20 protein-coding genes, 1 tRNA gene and 1 pseudogene are annotated in these 22,644 nt (G+C 64.3%); 7 read left to right on the forward strand and 15 right to left on the reverse strand.

The genetic code is table 11. From position 1 onward, the window contains the following. The first annotated feature begins 20 nt into the window (after positions 1-20). Complete coding sequence (locus FNV92_RS21645) at positions 21-584, forward strand: invasion associated locus B family protein (RefSeq protein ID WP_168213614.1); 564 nt, start codon at positions 21-23, stop codon at positions 582-584. 13 nt (positions 585-597) lie between these two features. On the opposite strand, the gene FNV92_RS21650 is transcribed toward FNV92_RS21645, so the two are convergent. Then, positions 598-2,886: an arylsulfatase gene (locus FNV92_RS21650; protein WP_143844643.1), complete on the reverse strand. Its 2,289-nt coding sequence runs from the start codon at positions 2,884-2,886 to the stop codon at positions 598-600. Between the two features lie 107 nt (positions 2,887-2,993). Between FNV92_RS21650 and FNV92_RS21655 the strand changes: the two genes are divergently transcribed. Continuing rightward, entirely contained in the window at positions 2,994-3,644 is a 651-nt protein-coding gene (locus FNV92_RS21655; protein ID WP_168213613.1) for a TetR/AcrR family transcriptional regulator, read from the forward strand. Here FNV92_RS21655 and FNV92_RS21660 read toward each other — a convergent pair. From FNV92_RS21660 to FNV92_RS21690, 7 genes are all read right to left on the reverse strand, one after another. Beyond that, entirely contained in the window at positions 3,639-4,124 is a 486-nt protein-coding gene (locus tag FNV92_RS21660; RefSeq protein WP_143844641.1) for an SEL1-like repeat protein, read from the reverse strand. The two genes, FNV92_RS21655 and FNV92_RS21660, sit on opposite strands and share 6 nt — an antisense overlap. Before the next feature lie 85 nt (positions 4,125-4,209). Beyond that, positions 4,210-4,929, reverse strand: a complete 720-nt coding sequence (locus FNV92_RS21665) for an ABC transporter ATP-binding protein (RefSeq protein ID WP_015686815.1) — start codon at positions 4,927-4,929, stop codon at positions 4,210-4,212. Next, positions 4,926-5,693 carry an ABC transporter ATP-binding protein gene (locus tag FNV92_RS21670; protein ID WP_143844640.1) on the reverse strand — a complete coding sequence of 256 codons (768 nt, stop codon included), beginning with the start codon at positions 5,691-5,693 and terminating at the stop codon, positions 4,926-4,928. The genes FNV92_RS21665 and FNV92_RS21670 overlap by 4 nt, the downstream gene beginning before the upstream one ends. After that, complete coding sequence (locus FNV92_RS21675) at positions 5,683-6,654, reverse strand: branched-chain amino acid ABC transporter permease (protein ID WP_143844639.1); 972 nt, start codon at positions 6,652-6,654, stop codon at positions 5,683-5,685. The genes FNV92_RS21670 and FNV92_RS21675 overlap by 11 nt, the downstream gene beginning before the upstream one ends. 13 nt (positions 6,655-6,667) lie before the next feature. Next, positions 6,668-7,531: a branched-chain amino acid ABC transporter permease gene (locus FNV92_RS21680; protein ID WP_143844638.1), complete on the reverse strand. Its 864-nt coding sequence runs from the start codon at positions 7,529-7,531 to the stop codon at positions 6,668-6,670. 67 nt (positions 7,532-7,598) lie between these two features. Then, a complete protein-coding gene (locus tag FNV92_RS21685) occupies positions 7,599-8,852 on the reverse strand; it encodes an ABC transporter substrate-binding protein (RefSeq protein ID WP_143844637.1) in 1,254 nt (417 codons plus the stop codon). A gap of 956 nt (positions 8,853-9,808) precedes the next feature. Continuing rightward, the gene (locus tag FNV92_RS21690) at positions 9,809-10,171 is read right to left on the reverse strand and encodes a DUF1428 domain-containing protein (protein ID WP_015686820.1); all 363 of its coding nucleotides are present in this window, start codon (positions 10,169-10,171) and stop codon (positions 9,809-9,811) included. 208 nt (positions 10,172-10,379) lie between these two features. Between FNV92_RS21690 and FNV92_RS21695 the strand changes: the two genes are divergently transcribed. Then, positions 10,380-12,251 carry a caspase family protein gene (locus tag FNV92_RS21695; RefSeq protein ID WP_143844636.1) on the forward strand — a complete coding sequence of 624 codons (1,872 nt, stop codon included), beginning with the start codon at positions 10,380-10,382 and terminating at the stop codon, positions 12,249-12,251. Positions 12,252-12,291: 40 nt separating this feature from the next. Continuing rightward, on the forward strand, positions 12,292-13,158 hold the full coding sequence (locus FNV92_RS21700) for a caspase family protein (protein WP_143844635.1): 867 nt from the start codon (positions 12,292-12,294) through the stop codon (positions 13,156-13,158). 66 nt (positions 13,159-13,224) lie between these two features. Here FNV92_RS21700 and FNV92_RS21705 read toward each other — a convergent pair. The 7 genes and pseudogenes from FNV92_RS21705 to FNV92_RS21735 all read right to left on the reverse strand — a co-directional run bounded on the left by FNV92_RS21705 (position 13,225) and on the right by FNV92_RS21735 (position 18,787). After that, positions 13,225-13,298 (reverse strand) — tRNA-Gln (locus tag FNV92_RS21705). Positions 13,299-13,470: 172 nt separating this feature from the next. Then, positions 13,471-13,674, reverse strand: coding sequence for a hypothetical protein (locus tag FNV92_RS21710; protein ID WP_143844634.1), 204 nt, complete (start codon positions 13,672-13,674; stop codon positions 13,471-13,473). 140 nt (positions 13,675-13,814) lie between these two features. Then, positions 13,815-13,967, reverse strand: a pseudogene (locus FNV92_RS21715) (ribonuclease Z); the annotation flags it as partial. A gap of 30 nt (positions 13,968-13,997) precedes the next feature. After that, positions 13,998-14,981 (reverse strand): putative antibiotic biosynthesis monooxygenase, encoded by a 984-nt coding sequence (locus tag FNV92_RS21720; RefSeq protein WP_143844633.1) that lies wholly within the window; start codon positions 14,979-14,981, stop codon positions 13,998-14,000. A 10-nt stretch (positions 14,982-14,991) separates the two neighbouring features. Continuing rightward, the gene (gene guaD, locus FNV92_RS21725) at positions 14,992-16,389 is read right to left on the reverse strand and encodes a guanine deaminase (RefSeq protein WP_143844632.1); all 1,398 of its coding nucleotides are present in this window, start codon (positions 16,387-16,389) and stop codon (positions 14,992-14,994) included. Positions 16,390-16,403: 14 nt separating this feature from the next. Further along, positions 16,404-17,621, reverse strand: a complete 1,218-nt coding sequence (locus FNV92_RS21730; protein WP_143844631.1) for a multidrug effflux MFS transporter — start codon at positions 17,619-17,621, stop codon at positions 16,404-16,406. A 392-nt stretch (positions 17,622-18,013) separates the two neighbouring features. Then, entirely contained in the window at positions 18,014-18,787 is a 774-nt protein-coding gene (locus FNV92_RS21735) for an alpha/beta fold hydrolase (RefSeq protein WP_143844630.1), read from the reverse strand. Positions 18,788-18,942: 155 nt separating this feature from the next. Here FNV92_RS21735 and FNV92_RS21740 point away from each other — a divergent pair, with 155 nt between their 5' ends. The 3 genes from FNV92_RS21740 (at position 18,943) to FNV92_RS21750 (ending at position 22,561) form a co-directional block, all read left to right on the forward strand. Then, positions 18,943-19,593 carry a GntR family transcriptional regulator gene (locus FNV92_RS21740; RefSeq protein WP_041748387.1) on the forward strand — a complete coding sequence of 217 codons (651 nt, stop codon included), beginning with the start codon at positions 18,943-18,945 and terminating at the stop codon, positions 19,591-19,593. After that, entirely contained in the window at positions 19,590-21,119 is a 1,530-nt protein-coding gene (locus FNV92_RS21745) for an aldehyde dehydrogenase (RefSeq protein ID WP_143844629.1), read from the forward strand. The genes FNV92_RS21740 and FNV92_RS21745 overlap by 4 nt, the downstream gene beginning before the upstream one ends. Before the next feature lie 74 nt (positions 21,120-21,193). Beyond that, entirely contained in the window at positions 21,194-22,561 is a 1,368-nt protein-coding gene (locus tag FNV92_RS21750) for an MFS transporter (RefSeq protein ID WP_143844628.1), read from the forward strand. Positions 22,562-22,644 lie beyond the last annotated feature (83 nt).

A 22,644-nucleotide genomic window follows, 5' to 3' on the forward strand; every position in this document is an offset into this window, starting at 1 on the left:
CACGCCAACGCGGTTTCGCCATGCCCATGCAATCCCGACTTGTCGCCCTTGCCGCTGCATTGCTGTTGTCAACGAGCGCGGCGTATGCCCAGCAGGGCGCCAGGAAGAATGCGGCGCCTGCCGCACAGCCCGCTCCTGCCCCGACGCAGCCGCAGGCTGACGGTGCTCCGGCGCAGCAGGCCGGCTGGGTTGCGCGTTGCACCAGCCCCAGCCGCGACGCGCCGCTCGAATGCGCGATCGAGCAGAACGCGGTGCTGACCAAGACCGGCCAGACCATCGTCCTCATCAACATCCGCATCGCGCCCGACACCCGCACGCCGGTGGCGCTGCTGCAATTGCCGCTCGGCCTCAACCTGCCCGTCGGCGCCAAGCTCCAGGTCGACGAGGGCAAGACGGTCGACCTCCAGATCCAGACCTGCGAGAACCGCGGCTGCTACGCCTCGACCCCGATCGCGCCGGACCTGCTCGCGAGCCTGAAGTCGGGCAAGCAGTTGAAGGTCTCCTTTCAGAACATGGCCAAGGAGACCATCGCGATCCCGATGCCGCTGGGCGATTTCGCGGCCGCCTACGACAAGATCAAGTAACGAGCGTCTTCCGTCACTGCCGCGCCATCTGTGCGTTGCCGACGGCTTCGCCGTCGAGCTTCTGGTCGTTGTGCATGGTGACGGTGACGCGCAGCAGCCGTCCCTCAAATTCGAACGGCGCCTCGTAATGCGACACCGGGCTGCCGCGGTCGCGGCCGATGTCGAGGCCGGACCACGAGATCAGCGTGTGGAAGCCGAGCTGGGTCTGCAGCGATCCCACCGGCTCGCCGTCGATCAGCAGCGTGTACTCTGTGACACCGGTGCGCGAGCCCTTCGCCGGCGCCTCCTTGCGCACGAGGCGCTCGACATGTACGCCGAGCCGCCGCGCAGCTGACGGCACTTTCCGGTCCGACCGAACGATCTGATGGCTGCCGCCGATGTTGAGATCGTGCAAGAGATGGCCGTCCCTGACGTAGAGGCTGTAGCCCGACGTCGCATCGCCATGCGAGATCAGCACGCCGTCCGCGCCCGCCTCGCCGGTCTCGACATGCGCCTCGATCGTATAGCTGCGGCTGCGCACGTCGGGGGCGACGTCGGTCGGCACATGGCCCATGCCGGCGTGGAAGACGAAATGATGCCGCGCACCGTGGAAGCGCGCGGCGTTCTCGGCAAAGCGCGGCCCGAACCGGTCGTCGAGCGGCAGCACGTTGCGTGTCTCGGCCTCCGCCCACCATGTCGCGATCATCGCGGCCAGACGCTCCGGCTCTTTCGCCGCAAGGTCATTGGTCTCGGAGAAGTCCTCGTCGAGATGGAACAGCTCCCATTTGTCGCTCTCGAACGGCGTGCCCGATGGATGGAACGCCACGGCCTTCCATCCGCCGTGCCAGAGGCCGCGATGGCCAAACATCTCGAAATATTGCGGCGAGCTTTTCGAAGGCGCGGAGGCATCGGTGATCGAGCGCGCAAAGCTCTCGCCTTCCAGCGGCATCTGCGGGCAGCCCGCGATCTCCGCGGGCGCCGCGATGCCGATCAGGTCCAGCAGCGTCGGCGTGAGGTCGCAGGCATGGACGAACTGGTGCCGCAGCTCGCCTAGACCCGCGATCTTCTTCGGCCAGTTGATCACGAAGGGATCGCGGATGCCGCCGCCATGGGTGTTCTGCTTGTAGCGCCGCAGCGGCGTGTTCGAGGCCATCGCCCAGCCATGCGGAAAATTGCTGTGGGTGTCGGGCCCGCCGATGTCATCGATCCGGGCAAGCTTCTCCGCGATCGGCTCCGGCTTGAAGTTGAACGGCCCCATCGCATTGACGAAGCCGAGCGGCCCGCCCTCCTGGCTCGCGCCATTGTCGGACATCACCATGATCACCGTGTTGTCGCGGATGCCGGCCGTTTCCAGAAATGCGACCAGCCGCGCCAGATGCCGGTCGGAATGATCGAGCATGCCGGCGAAGGCCGCCTGCAGGCGCGTGAAAACGCGCCGCTCGTCGGCCGAATGCTCCTCCCAGGCCTTCACGCCGTCGTTGCGCGGCGGCATCCGCGTATCCGGCGGCACCAGTCCCATCGCCTTCTGACGCGCGAGCCGCTGCTCGCGCTCGACGTCCCAGCCATGCGCGAAGGCGGCGTCGTAGCTGCGGATGATATCCATCGGCGCCTGGTGCGGCGCATGGCAGGCGCCGAGCGCAACCCAGGTCAGCCAGGGAACATCAGGACGATCGGCAACATGATCGCCGATGAAACGGATCGACTGGTCGATCAGATCCTCGGTCAGATGGTAGCCGTCGGCGTAGGTGCCCGGCGGATCAATATGCGTGTTGTCCGAGACGAGCTCCGGCGCATATTGATCGGTCTCGGCGTCGAGGAAGCCGTAGAACCGATCGAAGCCGCGCCCGAGCGGCCAGCCGTCGAACGGACCGGTGGCGCCGCTCTCGGTCAGCGGTGTGACGTGCCATTTGCCGACCATGTAGTTGCGATAGCCGTGCACCCGCAGCATCTCGGCGAGCGTTCCTGCCTCGCGCGCGATCTTGCCGCGGTAACCGGGATAACCGGAATCGAAATTGGCGAGGCACCCGACACCGACCGAATGATGATTGCGGCCGGTCAGCAGCGCGGCGCGCGTGGTCGAGCACATCGCCGTGGTGTGGAAGCCGCTGTAGCGCAACCCTTCCGCGGCGAGCCTGTCGATGGTCGGCGTCCTGATCGCCGAGCCATAGCAGCCGAAATCGGAGAAGCCGACATCGTCGAACAGCACGACCAGAATATTCGGCGCGCCCGCGGGCGGCCTTGCCGCCTCCGGCCACCAGGGCTTCGACTCCGCGACCGTCTTGCCGACGGTGCCGCGAAACGGCGTGCCGCTGCCTGCGCTCATCCGATCCTCCCTGTTTGCCGCGTGAACCCCACGGTTGACCCGCAGCACGTCCGCGCTTAAATTATAACCCGAATTATGATTATGATTTAAGCCGGATGCAAGCACGGATGCGACCATCGCCGGACGAGCCTCGCGACTTCGACCTGCCCGGTGTCACACCATCGCGGCAGAAGCGCAGCCGGGAAACCACGCTGGCGCTGCTGCGCGCCGGCGCCGACATGCTGCGGACGCGCAGCCTTGCCGAACTCTCCATCGAGGCGCTCTGCACCGAGGTCGGCGCCACCGTCGGCGCCTTCTACAGCCGGTTCGAGAGCAAGGAGGCCTATTTCAACGCACTGATGGCGCTGGCCACGCGCGACGGCGAGCAACGGCTCCGCGACATCAGGTCACCGTCACCGGATACAAGCCTCGACAAGCTCTGCACCCTCATCGTCAGCGGCATCATCGCCTGGATGCGCAACCACGAGGGCGTGCTCCGCGCCGCCCTGCAACATGACGATACCCGCCCGGACGCATGGTCACCGTTCAAGGCGCTCGCCAAGGCGACGACCGAACGCGCCACCCCTCTCCTGCTGCCGGCCATGGGCAAGGGCCGCAAAGCGGCCAAGACCCGCGCCATCGCCTTCGGCTTTCAAGTCGTGCTGGGCACGCTGGTGAACGCCATCCTGAACGATCCCGGGCCGCTGTCGCTGGTGTCGAAAGAGATGGAGACGCGGCTCGCCGGCTGCCTGTTGCTGCTGCTTCAAGCGGAACTATGACAAGCCTTCCTCGCGAAGGATCAGTTTCGCCTTCTCGTCCCCGAACGCCGCTGCCTTTCTGAGCCAATAGATCGCGCGTTCGCTATCCTTCGGAGCGCCGTTGAGGCCGTGAGAGTAATTCACGATCATCTCTCGAATGGTCGCCAAATGGCCTGCCTCGGCCACCCGCTCCTTCAGACGGAAGGACCTGAAGTATCGCTCCTGGGCCGTCCCGGCCCCGAGCCCCCGTCGCAAGGCCCCAGCGAGATAAAGCCGCGACTCGAAGTCATCGTCCGTGACCGATGCCTCGGCTCGCTCCATCAACGTCAGGCTCGCGGATTGATCTCCCTTGTCATCCAGATGTTCGGCCATGTCGATCATAGCCATGACAGAGCCTTTCGCGATGAACTCCTGGAGATAGGCGGCGCCTTCGCCTTCCTCGCCTTGCTTCAAAAGGTATCTGCCGGTCGCGACATCGAATCCGAGCGCGTCTGAGAACACGATCCAATCCCCCGGGAGTTTCGCAAACCGCGCAAGCGTAACCCTATCCCTGACATCCGTCGAGGTTGCTCCAGGCGGAAGCCGATCAGTCCACCCCGAGATAAGCCTTCTGCACCTGCGGATCCTCCGCGAGCGCGGCCGCCGTGCCGGACAGCACGCTCTTGCCGACCTGGAGCACGGTGGCGAAATCCGACACTTCCAGCGCCAGCTCGATCGACTGCTCGGCGAGCAGGATGGTGAGGCCCTCGCGATGCAGGCGACCGAAGGTCTCGTACATGGATTCGACCACGGCCGGCGCAAGGCCGAGCGACGGCTCGTCGAGCATCAAGAGCTTCGGATCGCTCATCAATGCGCGGCCGACCGCGAGCATCTGCCGCTCGCCGCCGGACATGGTGCCGGCGCGCTGGTTGCGGCGCTCCTTCAGGCGCGGAAAGAACTCGTAGACCCGCTCGAGCAGCACGGCCTGACGCGACTTGTCATGCAGCGGCGTTGCGCCGAGCATGAGATTGTTCTCGACGCTCTGCTGCACGAACAGCCGCCAACCCTCGGGCGACAGCGCCAGTCCCTTGCGCACGATCGTGAACGCCCTTTGCCCGGCGATGTCCTCGCCGCGAAAGCTGATGGAGCCGGAATGCACGGGAATGAGACCCGCAATCGCGTTCAGCGTCGTGGTCTTGCCGCCGCCATTGGAGCCGAGCAGCGCGACGACGCTGCCTTCGGGCACCTCCAGCGACACGTCGGAGACGCCGATCAGGTCGCCATAGCGCACCTCGAGGTGCTCGATCCGCAGCAGCGCTCCGCTCATCGGTCCGGCCCGCCCATCAGCTCGACCGGCGTATGGCCCGCGGCCGCTTTGGCCGCGCGCTTGCCGAGATAGGCCTCGATCACTGCCGGGTTGGAGGTGACTTCGCGCGGGCTGCCGCGGGCGATCTCCTTGCCCTGGTGGAACACCATCACGCGGCTGGCCAGCGACATGATCACTTCCATGATGTGCTCGACGATGACGAGCGTGATGCCGGAGCGGTGAATGTCACGGACGAGATCGATCGCGAGCTTCACCTCATGCGCGTTGAGCCCGGCCATGGCCTCGTCGAGCAGCAGCACCTTCGGCTCGGTCGCGAGCGCGCGCGCGATCTCCAGCCGCTTGCGGCCGGGCGTACCGAGCGAGCGCGCCGGCGCGTCCGCGAGCCTGATCATGCCGACACGCTCAAGCACCGCGCGTGCCCTGGTCTCGGCCTCCTTGCGATGCGGCGTGCGCAGGAAGGCGCCGATCATGACGTTCTCCAGCACCGTCATGCCCTCGAAGGTCTGCGGCACCTGGAAGGTGCGGGCAAGCCCTAGCCCGGCACGCTGCTCCGGCGTGAAGTCGGTGATGTCGCTCCCTTCGAACAGCACGCGGCCCGAGGTCGCCTTGAGGTCGCCGGTGAGGCAGTTGAAGAAGGTGGATTTTCCGGCGCCGTTCGGCCCGATCAGGCCGAGAATGTCGCCCTGCTCCAGCGTCGCGGAGGCATCGTCCACCGCCTTGAAGCTGCCGAACGCCTTGGTGATCCCGCGTGCCTCAAGGAGCATGGCCGGCTCCCGTGTCGGCGTTGGGCTTGCGGCGGCGCGTGAACAGGGCGAGCAGGCCGCCCGGCTGGAAGCGTGCGATCAGCACGATGATTGCGCCATACAGCACGAAGGTGAGCCCGGCGCCCTTGCCGCCGAGCCAGCTGTTGGAGATCTCCTCCAGCGGCACCAGGATCGCGGCTCCCACCAAGGGCCCGAACAGCAGCCCTGCCCCGCCCAGCGCCGCCATGATCAGGATTTTCACCGAGATCAGGATGCCGAGCCCGGACTCGGGGTCGACGAAGCCGAACATCATCGCATAGAGCGCGCCGGCGACACTCGTCAGCGCCGCGCTCAGCATGTAGGCATAGAGTTTCGTGCGTGCGGCCGGAGCGCCCAGCGAACGCGCGGCCCGCTCGGAATCCTTGATCGCGCGCAGGTAAAACCCCATCCGGCTGTTGGTCATCCACCAGGTGACGAGCAACGTGATCACGAGCACGGCGAGGAAGAGATAGTAATACGGCAGCGACGACAGGAACGAGAGATCGAAGACGTTGCGCGGCACGGTCGGACCGGAGAGGCCAACAGCTGCGCCCAACCACTCGGTGTTGGTCACGATCAACCGCACCGTCTCGGCCACCGCGATGGTCGCCATGCTGAAATAGTGACCTGACAGCCGCAGCGTCGGCACGCCGATGATCGCGGCGAGCCCGACCGCCAGCACGATGCCGCCGGGGATGCCGAACAGCGGCGACAGTCCGAATTTGGCGTAGGAGGCCATCGCGGCATAGGCGCCGCAGCCGAAGAACACGACGTGGCCGACCGAGACCTGCCCGGCATAACCACCGACGATGTTCCAGGCGGAGGCCGCGATGGCATAGAGCAGCACCAGCGCGCCGAGGCGCTGCTGGAACGGCGAGGACATCAGCAGCGGATAGGCGATCGCACAGGCCGCGACGACCGAGAGCCAGATCAGGCGCCGCATCACAGCTTCCCCATCAGGATTTACCCATCAAGCCTTGCGGCCGGAACCAGAGGAAGAGCAGGAACAGGACATAGACGACGATGTCCTTGTAGACCGCGCCGATCAGATAGCCGGACAACGACTCGATCACGCCGATCAACAGGCCCGCGACGAGTGCGCCCGGCACGCTGCCGAAACCGCCGAGCGAGACCGTGACAAAGGCAACGATGCCGAGCGTCTCGCCGACTGTCGGTACGATGTAGAAGAAGTTCGCGATCAGCGCGCCGGCAAGACCGGTGGCGCCAGCCGCGATGCCCCAGGCGATCGCCTGCATGGTGTCGGGCCGGATGCCCATCAGCTGCGCCGCGGTCTGATCCTCCGCCACCGCCAGCATCTTCGAGCCGAGCGAGGTCCGCGTCAGCAGCAGATGCAGGCCCAATGTCACCAGCAGCGCGACGACACCGGCCAGCAGCCGCGAGGCCTCGATGCGCAGGCCGGCGAACGCATAGGTGCCGCCGACGATGTTCGGCGGCATCGACAGGAAGTTGGCCCCGAACCACCAGAACACCGAATAGCGCAGCAGCAGCGCGAGCCCGAAGGTGCCGAGGATCTGGGCCAGCATCGGCCCCTTCATGATGTCGCGGATCAGGGTGAAATAGACCACGACACCGACGGTCGCGAGCACCAGCGTCGCCAGCGGTGCGCCGAGGAGCGGCCCTCCCCCCATCAGGGTGTAGACGACATAGGCGACGTACATGCCGAGCATGACGAAATCGCCATGCGCGAAATTGACGATGTTCATCATGCCCCACACCAGCGTGAGGCCCGAGGAAAACAGGGCGTAGACGGCGCCAAGCAGAAGCCCGCCGACGATCACCTGCACGAGGACAAAGGACATGAGCTGCGTTGCTCTGATCAAATCACGTAAGGAGTGGCGGGACGCACGGTCCCGCCTCTAGGCGATCTCACCAGCCCTTGTAGGGCAGCATCGGTGCCTTCTCGGCGTTGGTCTTCGGCCACACCGAGACGTAGTTATCGCCGTCCTGGAGCTGGATGATGGCGCCGGAGGCGAGGATGTTCTGGCCCTTGTCGTCGAACTTCACGCCCTTGTAGCCGATCATCAGTTGATCGGGCTTCAGGTCTGTCGCCTTCAGCGCAGCCTGGATCTTGGCAGGCTCGGTCGAGCCGGCCCGGTCGATCGCGTCGGCCAGCACGAAGAAGCCCTGCATCTGCCGGGCGACGGTGTCGTCCATCTCCTCGCCGCTCTTCTTCTTGTACATGTCGGCGATAACAGCGGATGCTGAACCCGATGGTCCCACGACCCAGGACGAGCGGTTGAAGACGCCCTGCGAGATCTTGCCGGCCGCCTTGGTGAAGGACGGATCGGAATAGCCGGCATCGTCGGCCAGCAGCACGGCCGGCTTGTAGTCGAGCGACTGCATGGTCTTGGCGAACAGGATGGCGTCCGACGTGTAGCTGATCATGATGACGACGTCGGGCTTCTTGTCCTTGAGCTGGAGCACCTGCCCCTGGACGTCGGTCGCGTTGACGGGATAAGCGACGTCGAGCGCGATCGGCTGGCCCTTATCCTTGAAAGCGCCGGCAATCGTGTTCGCGACCGAGGAGCCGTATTCGGTGTTGTCGTGAACCAGCGCGACGCTGTCGGTCTTGGCGCCCTGCGCCTTGATGTCGGCGAGGAAGTCGACATAGATCCTGGCGAAGTCGGTGGCGATCGGCGTGGTGCGGAAGAACCATTTGAAGCCGCGCTCGGTGAGATTGGCGGCGACCGATTCGGAGTTCAGGAAGGGAACGCCGTATTTCTCGGCGATCGCGCTCGTGGTCAGCGTGACTCCGGACTGGTAGGAGCCGAACAATGCGGCCACCTTATCTTCCGTGATCAGACGCAGTGCCTGGTTCTGGCCGGTTGCCGGATTGCCCTGGTTGTCCGCGATGATCACTTCGACCTTGGCACCGCCAAGGCCGGCGAGGCCGGCGTTCTTCGCCAGCGGGAAATTGCCGAGTTCGGGATGCGCGTTGTTGATGATATCGGTGGCGACATCGAGCGCCGCCTTGGCATGCGCGCCGATCGAGGCGGTGCCGCCGGACATCGGCAGGATCACGCCGATCTTGACGACCTTATCCTGCGCGTCCGCGTTTGGGCCGAGCGCAAGGGACATCGCGGCCGCGCAAAGCAGCCCGGTGACGTGCTTCAAATTCATGAAATCAGACCTCCCAAAGGGTTTCCCCGACCAAGGTTTTTTGAAAGCTGTGGCTGGCGCCCGCTTCCGCTTGTTTATGCCTGGCTGACCCTAGGATGGCATGCCATCCGGATACCGGCAAGGTGAAACGGACTTGCGCAATGCCGCATAAGGGAGCAGCGAACGCGGCGCGATGTGCGGTGTTCAATCTCACGTCGCCTGGTGCACGAAGGACAACTGCGACGGTTACGAGATCTTGCGTTGCCCGACGGGCAAAACACCCAAGCCATCGGTCAATCCGCACCCTCAAAAATATTCGCCTTTACAGAATTTCGGAATAGGCGGATATTGCGCGCACTCCGGCCCAAGGAAGAGGGGCGTATCGCGATCGTCACGAACGCGGGCCGGACGGCGGTGGACGTGGGCCACACTGGTGCGACGGTGATCGCAGGGCGGGAAACCGTGAGCGAGGCACATCGCACGTACGACCGGTGTGATCTGCGTACGGCAAAATCGTGTGGTCCTGGCGCCCGCAGGCTGGCGTCAAGCGTTGCGGTGATGTGGCGGCCCGACCGGGCGCGCGCATCGTCAGCCGCAAGGCGACGGGGGCAAGAGTGCATCGCTCCCCGAGGAGAGCGCGACATAAGCCGTAAGACCACTGCGCAGGGAAGGCCGGATGTTTTGGCTTCACCTGTATGCCGCTGTGCAAATTCTTGTTGCCACCTTTCGCACAGTGGACCGTGGGTGCCCGGCCGGCACCCGGCCTTCTCTGCGCCCTCTTTCATCTTGGGGGTGACGCGACCAGCCAAAGCTCGGGCGAAACACGCCGCGAGGATGAGCAGCCATGTCCATCGATGAACAACAGTCTCGTGCCCCGGACGCTACGCAGCGCCACTTCAGCGGTGCGCTGCAGAGCCGGGGCCCGTCCATCAGCGCGTTGCGCCGCGTCCGGGACACGAGAGAAACAGACCTTGCCCTCAACCGACCACGTCGCTCGCCTGCAACAGCGTGGTGAAGCCGCCATAGATCATCCGCTTGCCGTCGAAGGGCATGTCGGCGCCATGGAACTGCGGGTCCGCCATCACCTTCTTGTTGACGGCATCGCGGGTCTGCCGATCGCGGTAGACGATCCAGGAGAACACCACGACCTCATCCTCCTTCGCGATCACCGCGCGCGGGAACGACGTCAGCTCGCCGTAGGGCACGTCGTCACCGATACATTCGACGTAGTCGAGTGCGCCGTGCGCCATCCACACCGCGCAGGCCTTTCGCGCCAGCACCTTGTAGGCCTCGATCTTGTCCTTGGGCACGGCGAGCACGAAGCCATCGACATAGGGCATTTCGGATCTCCTTGAGGGTACACGCCCCAAGGACGAAGCGGCCGGCGGCGATCCGACACGTCACGGTAACTTGCAAGGTGAGGCAAACTGTCGCGAGGTTTTCGTGTGCTACTTCACATCCAGAGGTGGCAACACCGTGACACCATCCCCAGCGTTTGTACCCGCGCACTGGCTATTTCAGATTGCAATTTGGCAGAAGGCAGCTTTCATGAGCACCCGCCTTTCATTGCTTTGCGTCCACGGCGTCGGTCACGCGGAGATCGACGCCGGGTTCCAGCAGTCCTGGTCCGCAGCCATCACACGTGCCATCGAGAGCGTCGATCAGGGCGTTCAACTCGATATCGACTTCGTGCAATACGACGATCTGTTCGACAAGGCCCCGCTCAACCCCCTCACCTACGCCGCAGCCTCGGCCAAGCTGCTGGCGAGCGCAGTGGCTCATGGCCTCACCGACCTTCTGACTGGTGCACGAGGCATTACGGACATCCCCGCGGTCATCAAATGGACCGCGGGGATGGTCGCCCAGTGGTCCACGGACGAGCAGCTCCGCGAGGACCTGCGCCAGCTCATTCTCGACAAGATCGAGGGCAAGACCTACGACGTGGTCCTGGCGCACAGCCTTGGCTCGCTGATCTGCTACGACACCTTTCTGCACGACAACGACGCGATCAAGGACGCGGTCTTCGTCAGCTTCGGATCGCAGATCGGCAATCCGGCGGTGCGCGACGTCTTCGCCGGTCGCATCAAGCCCCTGACCTGCCGCAAATGGTATCACCTCTATAATCCCGTCGATCACGTGCTGACCTACCCGCTCGGCATCCGGGCCGACAATTATCAGCAGGTCACGGTTTCCTTCGATGTTCCCAACGACGCGCTGAACCACGATGCGACGTGGTACCTGTCGCACACCAGCACCGTCGCGACCGTCTGGCATGATGCGGTCCCGGCGCCCGCATCCCGCGGGATCGTAAGCGCTGCGCGCGAGATGGCGAGCCTTGCGGTCAAGCCCAGCCGCCGCGCCCTGCTGATCGGCATCAACGACTACCCCGACCCGGCCAGCCGGCTCGAGGGCTGCGTCAACGACGTTTTCCTGATGAGTGCGGTACTCCAGGAGAGCGGCTTTGAGCCCGAGGATATCCGCATCGTCCTCAATGATCGCGCAACGACGCAAGGCATCATGGACCGGCTGCATTGGCTGCTCGACGGCGTCCGCGACGGCGACGAGCGTATGCTGTTCTATTCGGGACACGGCGCCCAGATTCCCCGCTACAACATCCAGGGCGAACCGGATCATGTCGACGAATGCCTCGTGCCCTATGATTTCGACTGGTCGCCGGCCCACGCCATTCTGGATCGCCAGTTCGCCGAGCTGTACTCGCAGCTTCCCTATGACAGTTATTTCGTGGCGATGCTCGATTGCTGTCATTCAGGCGGATTGACGCGCGACGGCGGTCCGCGTGTCCGCGGGCTGAGCCCTCCGGACGACATCCGGCACCGCGCACTGAAATGGGACGCGACCGAGCGGATGTGGGTGCCGCGGGACTTCACGCCTCTGAACAGGAGCCTGAAGGACCGGAAGAACGGCGCCGATTTCCTGGGGCAAAACGGCGCAACGCAACGGTTGGGACGCGCAATGATGCTGCGCACCAGACCGGACAAGGACTACGACAAGACACGCAAGGAGCTCGACCATTTCGGGCCGTATCTGCCGATCCTGCTCGAGGCTTGCCAGGAGCAGCAGCTCTCCTACGAATACCGCGATGGCGTGACGTCCTATGGTGTCTACACCTATTCGATGGCCGCCACACTGCGCGAGCTGAGAGCCAGGGGCGAAAATCCCTCCTTCAATACGCTGAATGATCTCGTCACCGCGAAACTGAGGCGGATGAGATACAACCAGACGCCCAATCTGGTCGGCGCCAAGGTTCGCTGCAACGCGCCCGTGCCGTGGGGACGCTCGCAAGGCGAGGCGCCCGCCAAAACCGCGGCCCAGGCCGGCCCGACGACATCGTCGAGGCGTCCCCGCAAGACGGAGCGCAAACGGGCGCCTGCAGCGAGGAAGACGGCGAAAAAGAAATAGCAGTCATCGGCTCGATCGATCGGACGCTGGAGAATTCATCATGGCGACAGGCATCTCCCTGCATATCGGATTGAACTCGGTCGACCCGCGGCATTACGAGGGCTGGAGCGGCCCCCTCAACGCCTGCGAGGCCGATGCCAATGACATGGCGGACCTCGCTCACACCAGCGGCTTCGCACCGAGCAGGCTCCTCACCCGCAAGGCGACGCGCTCCGCCGTTCTGGGCGGGATCGCGCACGCGGCGAAGACCCTCAAGTCGGGTGACATGTTCTTTCTGACCTATTCGGGGCACGGCGGTCAGTTACCAGACCTCAACGGCGACGAGTCTGACGGCAAGGACGAGACCTGGTGCCTCTACGACGGCGAGCTGATCGACGATGAGCTGTATTCGTCATGGTGGGCGTTTGCAGCGGGCGTGCGCATTCTGCTGCTCTCGGACAGTTGTCACAGCGGCAGCGTGAGCAAGGCCCTGTACTATCAGGCCAGGGCCCGCTCCGTTTCGGGCACGCTATATCGCGCGATGCCGGACGAGGTGGCGCTGCGCGTGTACCAGAACAACAAGAAGACCTATGATCCGCTGCTGAAACGGCGCGACCTTTCCGAGGCTCTCGGCAAGATCAAGGCGTCGGTGCTGCTGATCTCAGGGTGCCAGGACAACCAGCTTTCGCAGGACGGCACCTTCAACGGCCTGTTCACGGGAACGCTGAAGACCGTCTGGAACGGTGGCACGTTCAAGGGGTCCTACCGCGGCTTCCACACCGCCATCGGCCGCAAGATGCCGCCGGATCAATCGCCAAAACTGTCGCTGGTCGGCGCCAGCAATCCAGCCTTCATGGCCGCGCGCCCCTTCACCATCGAGGCCAAGAAAAAGAAGACCGTGGCGAAGAAAGCCAAGAAGAAGCCGTGAGGCAGAAGCCGTAAGGCTTGAGGGCGAACCGGTGGTACAGATTCAACAGGGGAAAAGGGCCTGATATGGCTGGGGAACCTGGATTCGAACCAAGACAAACAGAGTCAGAGTCTGTTGTGCTACCGTTACACCATTCCCCAACGGAATAGCCGAACAAATTCAATGACTTATCGACCTGTTCGGCTGCGGCCGGAAGCGCGTTCGGGCGCAAATCACGGCTCAGGCGTGGCAGCGTTCTACCCCCTCGTCCCGGGGCTGGCAAGCGCTGCGGTGCACGGAGCTGTTGACCAGGGGTGGGCCCTGGGGACGCGCCTATTCCGGCGCGAGCGTCGCGAGCCCGGCCTCGATGATCGTGATCTCCTCGCTGACCTGCGCGATGGCCTGCCTCGGGTCGACGCCGGTCACCGATACCAGTTGCCGCAGCAGGTCCTGCCGATGCGTCAGGATCTCGTGGAGGGCCTCGCGATCATTCAGCCGCACATATCCTTCGACGATCAATTCAACGGAACGAGACATCGTACTCTCAAAACATGGATTATTGCCCAGGCACCGAAGCTATCGCGATCGGCGCCCCCATGTGAGCAAGATGTCACGTCAACCTTGACCGGTAAGGATAACGCGCGCGCCATGGACCTCGACTAGATCACGATGTGGTCGAAGTCGGCGGCGATCCGCAGCAACTGGCGTTGCGTGCCCTTGCCGCAATCGACCAGGATGCGCTTGCCTTCGGCTTCAACGAGGAGGGCCGGATGGTTTCGTTCTGCCGAGGGAAAGCTGGCCGAGGTCCCGAGAAATGTCAGAGCAAACATGATCACGCATCCGGCGGCACATGAGCGGCCTCACTGCCCCCAATGCCACGCGAGCAGCAGCGCGTACAGGCCCATCGATCCCGCATAGAGCGCGGCAAGCAGCGCGTATCCCGCGATCTGACGGCCGAGCGCCGCCTTCGGCGTAATCCACCAGTCGAGCGCCCTGAAGGCAGCAGGCACCAGCCACCAGCCGAGCAACTGGGTGCTGACGAGATTGCCTGCGAACAGCGACAGCCAGACCGGCACGCCGTGGCTATCGATCAACGGAGCACTGACAAAAAAGCCCCAGAGGAAGACCACGGGATAGAGCACCAGCAGGACGATCAGGTTGCTCTTCCAGATCAGGGCCGGTCCCTGCTCCGGAGCCTGCGTCTTGCCGGCCGGGAACCAGAAGTTGAAGCCATAGCTCGCCCGCTTCACGCTCATGCCGGCGTTGAAGCGCGCGCCGTCCCTCAGCAGGGTCTGCCGCAAGGGCGAGTCGAGCCACGCATTGAGATTGGCGTCGCCGTCGAACGACAGGATGATGATCCATTCGTCGTGCAGGCCCGGGATCGGCCGCTCGATCTTGTGGCGCAGGAATCCCTTGAACTCGGCCTCCGCGGCCTGGATACGCTGCTGCCATTTCAGGAACGCGTCCTCGAGCCCGTCAGGAACCTTGAAGGAGATGACGGCGGAGACCGCGCTGTCGCGCTGAACGCCGCTGTCCGGCAGGATATGGACATCCTCCGAACCGACGAAGAAGCGCTGCACCTCCGCGATCAGCCTCGCCCGCACCTCGCTCTGAAGCCACGCGCGCGCGGCCGCCGGGCTTGCGAAACGCAGGATCGTCACCCAGTCGACATGCGCCGGCGGCTGCGGCGGCACGACTTCCTGGCTGAGGAAGCCGGGCCATGCCTTGAGCACTTCGCCGACCTCGCCGTTCCAGCGCGCGAACGCGGCAAAGCCGTCATCCGCGATGCGGCGCTGGATGACGAGCGCGACCGGCTGGCCGGCTTGATCCGGTGATCCGTTCATCGCGTCCGCTTCAGCCTTTCTTGTAGAGGCGCTTGCCCATCACCCAGGTCTCGTCGACGCAGCGATCGTCGCCGACCATCATGACGGCAAACAGCATGCTCGCGGCCTCGTCCATCGTGCGCGGGCCGGCGCCGTCGGCGATCAGCGACTGGTGCCAGGGCTGCGCCGCCGGGCCGCCGTTGGGATCGAGCGCGACGAAATCAGCTTCCTTGCCCGGCTCGAAATTGCCGAGCTTGTCGTCGATATAGAGGCCCTCAGCACCGCCCAGCGTGATCGACCAGAAGCCGCGATAGGGCGACAGCTTGTTGCGCTCGGCTTCGGCGAGATCCTTGCGCACGGGATCGATGCTGCCGTCGAGCAGCGTGTTGTTGCACATGCCGACCTTGTAGGCGTCGTCCAGAACGTTGATCATCGAGAAGCGATTGCCGCCGCCCATATCCGTGCCGAACGACATCTTCACGCGGTGCTCCGGATCGGTGGCGCGGCCGAGGCGGAACAGGCCGCTGCCGAGGAACAGGTTCGAGCACGGGCAGAACACCACCGCCGCGCCCTGCTTCGACATGCGGCGAAACTCGTTGTTGGAGAGATAGACGCCGTGGCCGCCCGAGAATTTCGGACCGACCAGGCCGAACTTCTCGTAGACGCCGAGGTAGTCCTGGCAATCCGGATGCTCGACCAGCACGCCGCTGCACTCGGCCGGGTTTTCGGAGATATGGGTGTTGACCCAGCAGTCCGGATGCTCGTGCTTGAGGCGCTGGCACGCCTTGAGCAGCTCAGGCGAGGCGCCGAAGGCGAAGCGTGGCGTGATGGCGTAGAGGTTGCGGCCTTTGTTGTGATACTGCGCGATCAGCCGCTTGCTGTCGCGATAGAAATTCTCGGGCGTGTCGACATAGTCCGCCGGCGCGTTGCGATCGATGCCGGTGAGGCCCGCGATCACGCGCATGTTGCGGCGGGCGGCTTCCTCGAACAGTTCTTCGGTCGAGACCGGCGAGGAGCTCGTGAACGCCTGGCAGGTGGTGGTTCCGGAGGCCAGCAGCGCGTCGAGGAAGCGCTTCACGCCCTCGCGCGCATAGTTGCGATCCTTGTATTTGAGCTCCTCCGGATAGATCCACATTTGCAGCCACGGCAAGAGCTGCTCGCCGTAGGCACCTAACACCCGGGTCTGCGGCAGATGGATGTGACCGTCGATGAAGCCCGGGACGATGATGCGGTCCTTGATGTGGGTGATCTGCACGCCCGGATGCGCAGCGGAGATATTGTCATAAGGACCGAACACCTTGATGACGCCGTCAGTGACGACCATGAGGCCGTCCTGATGAAATCGCGCGGCGGCCTGCTCGTTGCCGGCGTGCTTCCAGGGATCGTCGACGAAATCGAAGAACGTGCCGCGAATACCGACGGTGGTCATGATTGGTTCCTTTCTCAAGTCTGTGCCGCGCGGCGCGCCGCAGGCAGCGAGATAGCAAGCAGCGTACCGGCGACGGCGCAGAGACCGAGATAAAGCCAGCCGATCGGCGCCTGCGTCGCTTCAGGCAGTACAGCCGCGATCGCCATGGCGCCGCTCACCGCGAGATAGCAGAGCGCGCTGATGAGGCCGCCGATCAGGCCGTGGTCGCGCTCGAACAGGCCGAGCGCCATGCCGTACATCATCGGACACAGCACGCCGCAGCCGCCGAGCACCAGCGCGCCGCCGATCGTGATCGACGTGAAATCGAGACCGAGAGTCATGCCCGTTACGGTCAGCACCGCGGCGCCGGCGAGGAACAGTGCGAAGGCACCGAAGCCCATCACGCGGGCCGGCATCCAACTCGCGAAACGCGCGCAGCCGAGCTCGCCGGCGAGGTTCACGCCACCAAGGCCGAGCGCGACGAGGCCATAGATGGCTGCCGAATGGCCAAGACCGGTCTGGTAGAAGAACGGGGCGACGACGCCGAATGCGAGTTGCGCGCTGGCCGCCGCGGCGAACACCAGCACGAAGGCCATGAAGCCCGGACGGGCGAGCGCCTCGCGCAAGATGCTGGCGGTGCGGCGCGGATCGAACGGCGCGCGCCGGTCGGCCGGCAATGTCTCGGGCAGAAACAATACGACGATCGCGGCGACGATGGCCGCGGCGATCGCAATGATGACGAAGACGCCGCGCCAGGACGTCAACTCGACGATGAAGCCGCCAGCCGCCGGCGCCAGCACGGGTGCAAGGCCCCAGGCCGCGCCAAGCAGGCCGGAGATTGCCATGAGCTCGCGGCCGCGAAAACAATCAGCCGCCACCGCATAGGCGACCACGAGGCAGGTGCAGCCGCCGATGCCTTGCAGGAAGCGCAAGCCCAGCAGCAGCGAGGCGCTGGTGGCCAGCGCGCAGGCAATGCTCATGGCGATGAGCACCGTCAGACCCGTGAGCAGGACGTTGCGGCGACCGAGCGTGTCGGAGGCGATTCCGACCGGCACCAGCGCCAGACTCATGCCGAGCATGTAAGCGGTGACGGTGTTCTGCATCGACGCTGAATCGGTGGCGAGGTCCACCACCATCTGCGGCAGGCCGGGCGTATAGGCGTCAAGCGGGATCTGGCTGAACGGCACGACGCACAGCAGGATCGGCACGATCCCGCGCTTCGCGCAACCGGCGTCCGAAGCAAGTGCAGTCATGAAGCAACGCCCCCTCAGTGCCCGCCCCGTCTTTTCGTGCACGCGTTGAGACGTGACGATGCAGGTAGCGGATCTTGACGCGCGGGAGCGTGCCAGAACTGTGTATAAAAACTCTTAGGGGTTCCGGTTCAATCTGGCGGATAGTGCGAGCCATGCGGCGTGGTGAGCCCCAACACAAAATGCGAAAACAACCCCATGCACAGTAGAGATCGGATCGGAATCATTGACCTTTTTTTGATTTCGGCAAGAGCGAAATTTTCACTTGCGCCGTCGGGCAAAACAGGCGCAGACTTGTATCATCCCCGATCGTGATTTCGCCGCCGCGCCAACGCTAGCAGCCGTTCGCAAGGCATCGCGGTTCTCATGCAAAGCCAGCTTCGACCAAGCCCAAATCAGATCAAGAAGTCCTTGAGAGCTCCGAGGAACTGCCGCGGCGATTGAAGCTGCGGCACGTGCGCACATCCCGGAATGATCTTGAGTTCGGCGTGCGGCAATCCCGCCGCCAGCTCGCGCGACATCGGCAGAGGCGTTGCTTCGTCGTGCTCGCCGACCAGAACGAGGACCGGGACCTTCACCGCGGCAAGCTCAGCGCGAAGATCGAGGCCAGCCAACGCATCGCATGCGCTGCGAAACACGTCGGGATCCGTCCGCAAAAATGCTTCACGACGGTCCCGCATCAGTTCGGAGTGCTGTGCCTGAAAATCCGGCGCGAACAGGCGGCGCATCGCAACATCAGTGATGGCCTCCAGCCCTTTCTCGCGCGACACTTTCGCCATGTTGCGAAACGCCTCGCGGCCAGGCTCCGAGAACGCCGCGCCGCTGTCGGCCAGAACAAGCTTGCTGGCGATCTCCGGATGCCGGATCGCCATCTGCAAGACAACGAAGCCGCCATAGCCATTGCCGAGCACGATCGCCGGCGCACCACTAGCCGCATCGCGCACGGCCTCGGCCATCCGATCCGCGACCGCGGCGAGGCCGCCCTCCACCGCGCGTGAACGGCCGAACCCCGGCAACTCCGGCACGATGGTCCGAAAGGATTTTTCAAGTTCCGGCACGATCGCATCGAAACTCGCGCGATCCGACAGCAGCGAGTGGAACAGGAAGAGCGGCGTCCCCTCGCCCGATTGCGCTGCGTTGACGGTCCCGTTGGCAAGAAGCCTGTCCATGTCTGGTCTTTCCTTAACTTCGTCGGCGGGATCACGCCCGTTCGCGGACCGCGAGGCCCCGATTGATAAATCAACTGTCAGGGAATTCAAGCATTTGGCTCTTGACGTGAAATATCAGGATTGTCAGATTGGAGCGAACGAGACCCGGAGTAATCATGCTTTTACGCGAAAACATCTATGATCTTCTCAGGTCTGATATTTTAGCTTGTCGATTTGCGCCGGGTGATGAAATGCGCGAACAGGACCTGGCCGAGCGCTATTCGGTGAGCCGGCAACCGGTTCGGGATGCGCTTTTGCGACTGCAGCGCGAGCATCTCGTGACGGTGCAGCCGCGGCAGGGCTACCGGGTCACTCCGATCTCGCTGTCCGATGCCCGCGATCTCCTGCGCTTCCGCCTCGCACTTGAGCCGGCTTGCGTTGCCGAGGCGATCGAGAGCGCCCCTGACAGCGTCTTGAAATCGCTCGACGAATTTCGCCGCTTCTCGGGCAACCACGAGGACTTCATCGCCTACAATCGCGGCTTTCACACAGCGCTCGCCAACGCGTCCGGCAATCGCCGTATGGCGACGGCGCTGTGCGACCTGATCGGCCAGGCCGACCGGCTGGTCCGCGTCAGCGTGTCCAACCTGAAGGGGCATGACCCGGCAAAGCTCGTCGCCGAGCACGTCGCCCTGATCGACGCCATGCAACAGCGCGAGACGCGAACCGCCGCGCGCATCATCAAGGCCCACATCGGAGCCACAGAAAAACGCGTCCTGCCGGCGCTCAAGCGCAACGCCGTCATCGTGGAAGAGAGGTCGTCATGAACATCCCGTCGAAACCTGCGTCGATCGACGTCGAAATCCACGGCAATTTCATCGACGGGCGTGAAGTCGAGGCCGGAGGCGGCGCGATGCTTGACGTTCGCAATCCCGCGACCGGCGACGTGATCGCCCGCATCCCCAATTCTACCGCTGAGGACATCGACCGCGCCATGAAGAGCGCGCGCGCCGCGTTCGAAGGCAAAGCCTGGGGCGGCATGGACACACGCGCGCGTGCCAGACTGGTCAACAGGCTCGCGGATGCTTTCGAGGCCAATCTCGACAGCCTGTACCGGCTGGAGACCCTCAACAACGGCCGGCCGATCAACGAGACCCGTGCCCAGCTCTCCCGCCTGCCCGATTTCTTCCGCTACTTTGCCGGCGTTGCGCTCGCACGTCGGGACTCCGTGATCCCCGTCGAAGGCGCATATCTGAACTACACGCTGCGCACCCCCATCGGTATCGTCGCCAATTGTACGCCGTTCAACCACCCGCTGATGATCCTGTGCAAATCGCTCGCCGTGGTGCTGGCGACCGGCTGCGTCACCGTGGTCAAGCCGTCCGAATACACGCCGCTGACGACACTGAAGCTGGCGCAGATCTTCACCGAGGCAGGCCTTCCGCCCGGCGTCTTCAACATCGTTCTCGGCCTGGGCCAGAGCGCCGGCAAGATGCTGGCCGAGCATGGCGACATCAACAAGCTGGTCCTGACCGGCGGCACCGAGGCCGGCCGTATCGCCGGAAGCGCGGCCGCAAAAGTGTTCGCGCATCAGACCATGGAACTCGGCGGCAAGACGCCGGTGATGGTGTTCGACGATTTCGACGTCGACCGTGCCGTGAACTATGCCGCGTTCGGCGCTTTCATCGGCGCCGGACAAACCTGCGTCTGCGCTTCGCGCCATATCGTCCAGGCCTCGATCTACGACGAATTCGTCGAGAAGCTGCAGGCCAAGACCCGCACGATCCGCGTCGGAGATCCCTTCGATGCAAACACCCAGATGGGCCCCGTGATCTCCGCCCGGCAGCGCGATCGCGTTCTCACCTACGCAGGCTACGGCCATGCGGACGGCGCGCGCCTCGTCACCGGAGGCGTTGCCGCGAAGGTGCCGGGCCATGACAACGGCTATTTCGTCGAGCCGACCGTGTTCGCGGACGTCACATCCGACATGCGCATCTTCCAGGAGGAAGTGTTCGGTCCCTTCACCTCGGTGACGCCGTTCAAGGACGAGGCCGATGCGCTTCGGCTTGCGAACGACTCGCCGTTCGGCCTCGCCGCCGCGATCCGCACCCGCGACGTCGGGCGCGCTCATCGCGTCGCCGCGTCCGTCAAGGCCGGCATTGTCTGGATCAACGATCACCACCGGCTTGATCCGGCCTCGCCCTGGGGCGGCGTCGACGATTCCGGGATCGGCCGCGAATGCGGCACCGAGAGTTTCAACGACCACTTCAACACCAAGAGCGTGATGGTCGCGACCCACGAGCAGCCGTTCGACTGGTACCGCGACACGGCCAATCAGAAACGGCTGAACTAGCAGAACTGCAAGCGGCCGACCGCCCGTAGAAGGCGGCCCGCATCAACCAGAACAACAGTCAAGGGAGAGCGTAAATGTCGACATCGGTGAACGCAGGCGGCCGTCTGGATCGGCTGCCGATCGGGCCATTCCATCGCCGCATCATGCTGCTGATCGGCATTGGAATGTTCTTCGACGGTTTCGACATCTACATCGCCGGGACCGTCCTCAGCGTCACCCTGAAGACGGGCTTTTCGACGCTTGCCCAGAACGCGGCCTTCATCTCTGCGACCTTCGTCGGCATGATGCTGGGGTCGTTCGGCACCGGCTTTCTCGGTGACCGCTACGGACGCCGCTTCACCTACCAATTCAATCTGCTCCTTTTCGGCATCGCTTCGCTCGCCGCGGCGTTCTCTCCGAACATGGCCTTCCTCATTGCCTGCCGCTTCGTGATGGGGGTCGGGCTCGGAGCCGAGAACGTCGTCGGCTATTCGACGATGACGGAGTTCGTGCCGGCGCGCACCCGCGGCAAATGGCTCGGCTTGACGGCCGTGTGCGTGGTGACGGGTCTGCCCGTCGCATTGCTGGTCGCGTCCGTGCTGGTACCGCAATTCGGCTGGCGCTCCATGTTCGTGCTCGGCGGCATCGGCGCGCTTGTCGTGTGGTACATGCGCAAGTCGCTGCCGGAATCGCCGCGCTGGCTGGAGGCCGTGGGACGCACCACCGAGGCGGAAGCGCTCATGCAGGCGATCGAAAAGGAGGCGGCCCAGGGGCAGCCCCTGCCCGCGCCTGCGGCCGCCATACCGGCGCCGGTGTCCCCCGATCTCGGCACGCTGTTCACTGCGCCCCTGCTGTCGCGGATGATCGTCGGCGCCGTCTGCCTGATCACGATCAACACCCTGCTGTATGGTTTCGTCACCTGGCTCCCCGTGTTCTTCGTCAAGCAGGGTCTCTCGGTCGCGACCTCGTTCGGCTATTCACTGCTGATGGCGCTCGGTGCACCGATCGGCGCGGCCATTGGTGCATTGACCGCCGACCGCTGGGGCCGGAAGCCGACCATCATCGGCGCGTCCCTGATCACGGTAGCATTCGGCATTCTCTATCCGATGATCTCGGATCCGATCCTGCTGCCGGCCGTCGGCTTTGCACTGACAGTGCCGATCTACGTGCTGGTCGCCCTGCTGTTCGGCATCTACATCCCGGAACTGTTTCCCACCGAAGTCCGCCTGCGTGCGTCCGGCATCGTCAACACGCTGGGACGCGGCGCGACGATCGTCACGCCATTCCTCGTGGTGTCGCTATTCGAGTCGCGCGGCGTGGCCGGGGTGATGGCGCTGATGATCGGACTGCTGGTGGTGCAGATCGTCACGGTCTGGGCGCTGGGGATCGAGCCGCGGCATCGCAGTCTCGAGGAGATGAAAACGGAGGAAACGGCAGCGCCGGTGCTCAAGGAAGCTTCCTGAGTATCACTCTTGCCGATCGGTGGATGATCCGAGTCCGACCTCGGGACGCCGGACTTTGGCGTCATGGCCGGGCTTGTCCCGGG

The sequence above is a fragment of the Bradyrhizobium cosmicum genome (assembly GCF_007290395.2).
Taxonomy (GTDB): Bacteria; Pseudomonadota; Alphaproteobacteria; order Rhizobiales; family Xanthobacteraceae; genus Bradyrhizobium; species Bradyrhizobium cosmicum.

What these genes read in the sequence shown, in the direction of transcription:
- guaD (WP_143844632.1), bottom strand. Translation starts at nt 16,389, where the DNA reads ATGACCACCGTCGGTATTCGCGGCACGTTCTTCGATTTCGTCGACGAT.
- FNV92_RS21685 (WP_143844637.1), bottom strand. Translation starts at nt 8,852, where the DNA reads ATGAATTTGAAGCACGTCACCGGGCTGCTTTGCGCGGCCGCGATGTCC.
- FNV92_RS21730 (WP_143844631.1), bottom strand. Translation starts at nt 17,621, where the DNA reads ATGACTGCACTTGCTTCGGACGCCGGTTGCGCGAAGCGCGGGATCGTG.
- FNV92_RS21750 (WP_143844628.1), top strand. Translation starts at nt 21,194, where the DNA reads ATGTCGACATCGGTGAACGCAGGCGGCCGTCTGGATCGGCTGCCGATC.
- FNV92_RS21695 (WP_143844636.1), top strand. Translation starts at nt 10,380, where the DNA reads ATGAGCACCCGCCTTTCATTGCTTTGCGTCCACGGCGTCGGTCACGCG.
- FNV92_RS21720 (WP_143844633.1), bottom strand. Translation starts at nt 14,981, where the DNA reads ATGAACGGATCACCGGATCAAGCCGGCCAGCCGGTCGCGCTCGTCATC.
- FNV92_RS21665 (WP_015686815.1), bottom strand. Translation starts at nt 4,929, where the DNA reads ATGAGCGGAGCGCTGCTGCGGATCGAGCACCTCGAGGTGCGCTATGGC.
- FNV92_RS21735 (WP_143844630.1), bottom strand. Translation starts at nt 18,787, where the DNA reads ATGGACAGGCTTCTTGCCAACGGGACCGTCAACGCAGCGCAATCGGGC.
- FNV92_RS21710 (WP_143844634.1), bottom strand. Translation starts at nt 13,674, where the DNA reads ATGTCTCGTTCCGTTGAATTGATCGTCGAAGGATATGTGCGGCTGAAT.
- FNV92_RS21680 (WP_143844638.1), bottom strand. Translation starts at nt 7,531, where the DNA reads ATGTCCTTTGTCCTCGTGCAGGTGATCGTCGGCGGGCTTCTGCTTGGC.
- FNV92_RS21675 (WP_143844639.1), bottom strand. Translation starts at nt 6,654, where the DNA reads ATGCGGCGCCTGATCTGGCTCTCGGTCGTCGCGGCCTGTGCGATCGCC.
- FNV92_RS21690 (WP_015686820.1), bottom strand. Translation starts at nt 10,171, where the DNA reads ATGCCCTATGTCGATGGCTTCGTGCTCGCCGTGCCCAAGGACAAGATC.
- FNV92_RS21700 (WP_143844635.1), top strand. Translation starts at nt 12,292, where the DNA reads ATGGCGACAGGCATCTCCCTGCATATCGGATTGAACTCGGTCGACCCG.
- FNV92_RS21650 (WP_143844643.1), bottom strand. Translation starts at nt 2,886, where the DNA reads ATGAGCGCAGGCAGCGGCACGCCGTTTCGCGGCACCGTCGGCAAGACG.
- FNV92_RS21745 (WP_143844629.1), top strand. Translation starts at nt 19,590, where the DNA reads ATGAACATCCCGTCGAAACCTGCGTCGATCGACGTCGAAATCCACGGC.
- FNV92_RS21740 (WP_041748387.1), top strand. Translation starts at nt 18,943, where the DNA reads ATGCTTTTACGCGAAAACATCTATGATCTTCTCAGGTCTGATATTTTA.
- FNV92_RS21655 (WP_168213613.1), top strand. Translation starts at nt 2,994, where the DNA reads ATGCGACCATCGCCGGACGAGCCTCGCGACTTCGACCTGCCCGGTGTC.
- FNV92_RS21670 (WP_143844640.1), bottom strand. Translation starts at nt 5,693, where the DNA reads ATGCTCCTTGAGGCACGCGGGATCACCAAGGCGTTCGGCAGCTTCAAG.
- FNV92_RS21645 (WP_168213614.1), top strand. Translation starts at nt 21, where the DNA reads ATGCCCATGCAATCCCGACTTGTCGCCCTTGCCGCTGCATTGCTGTTG.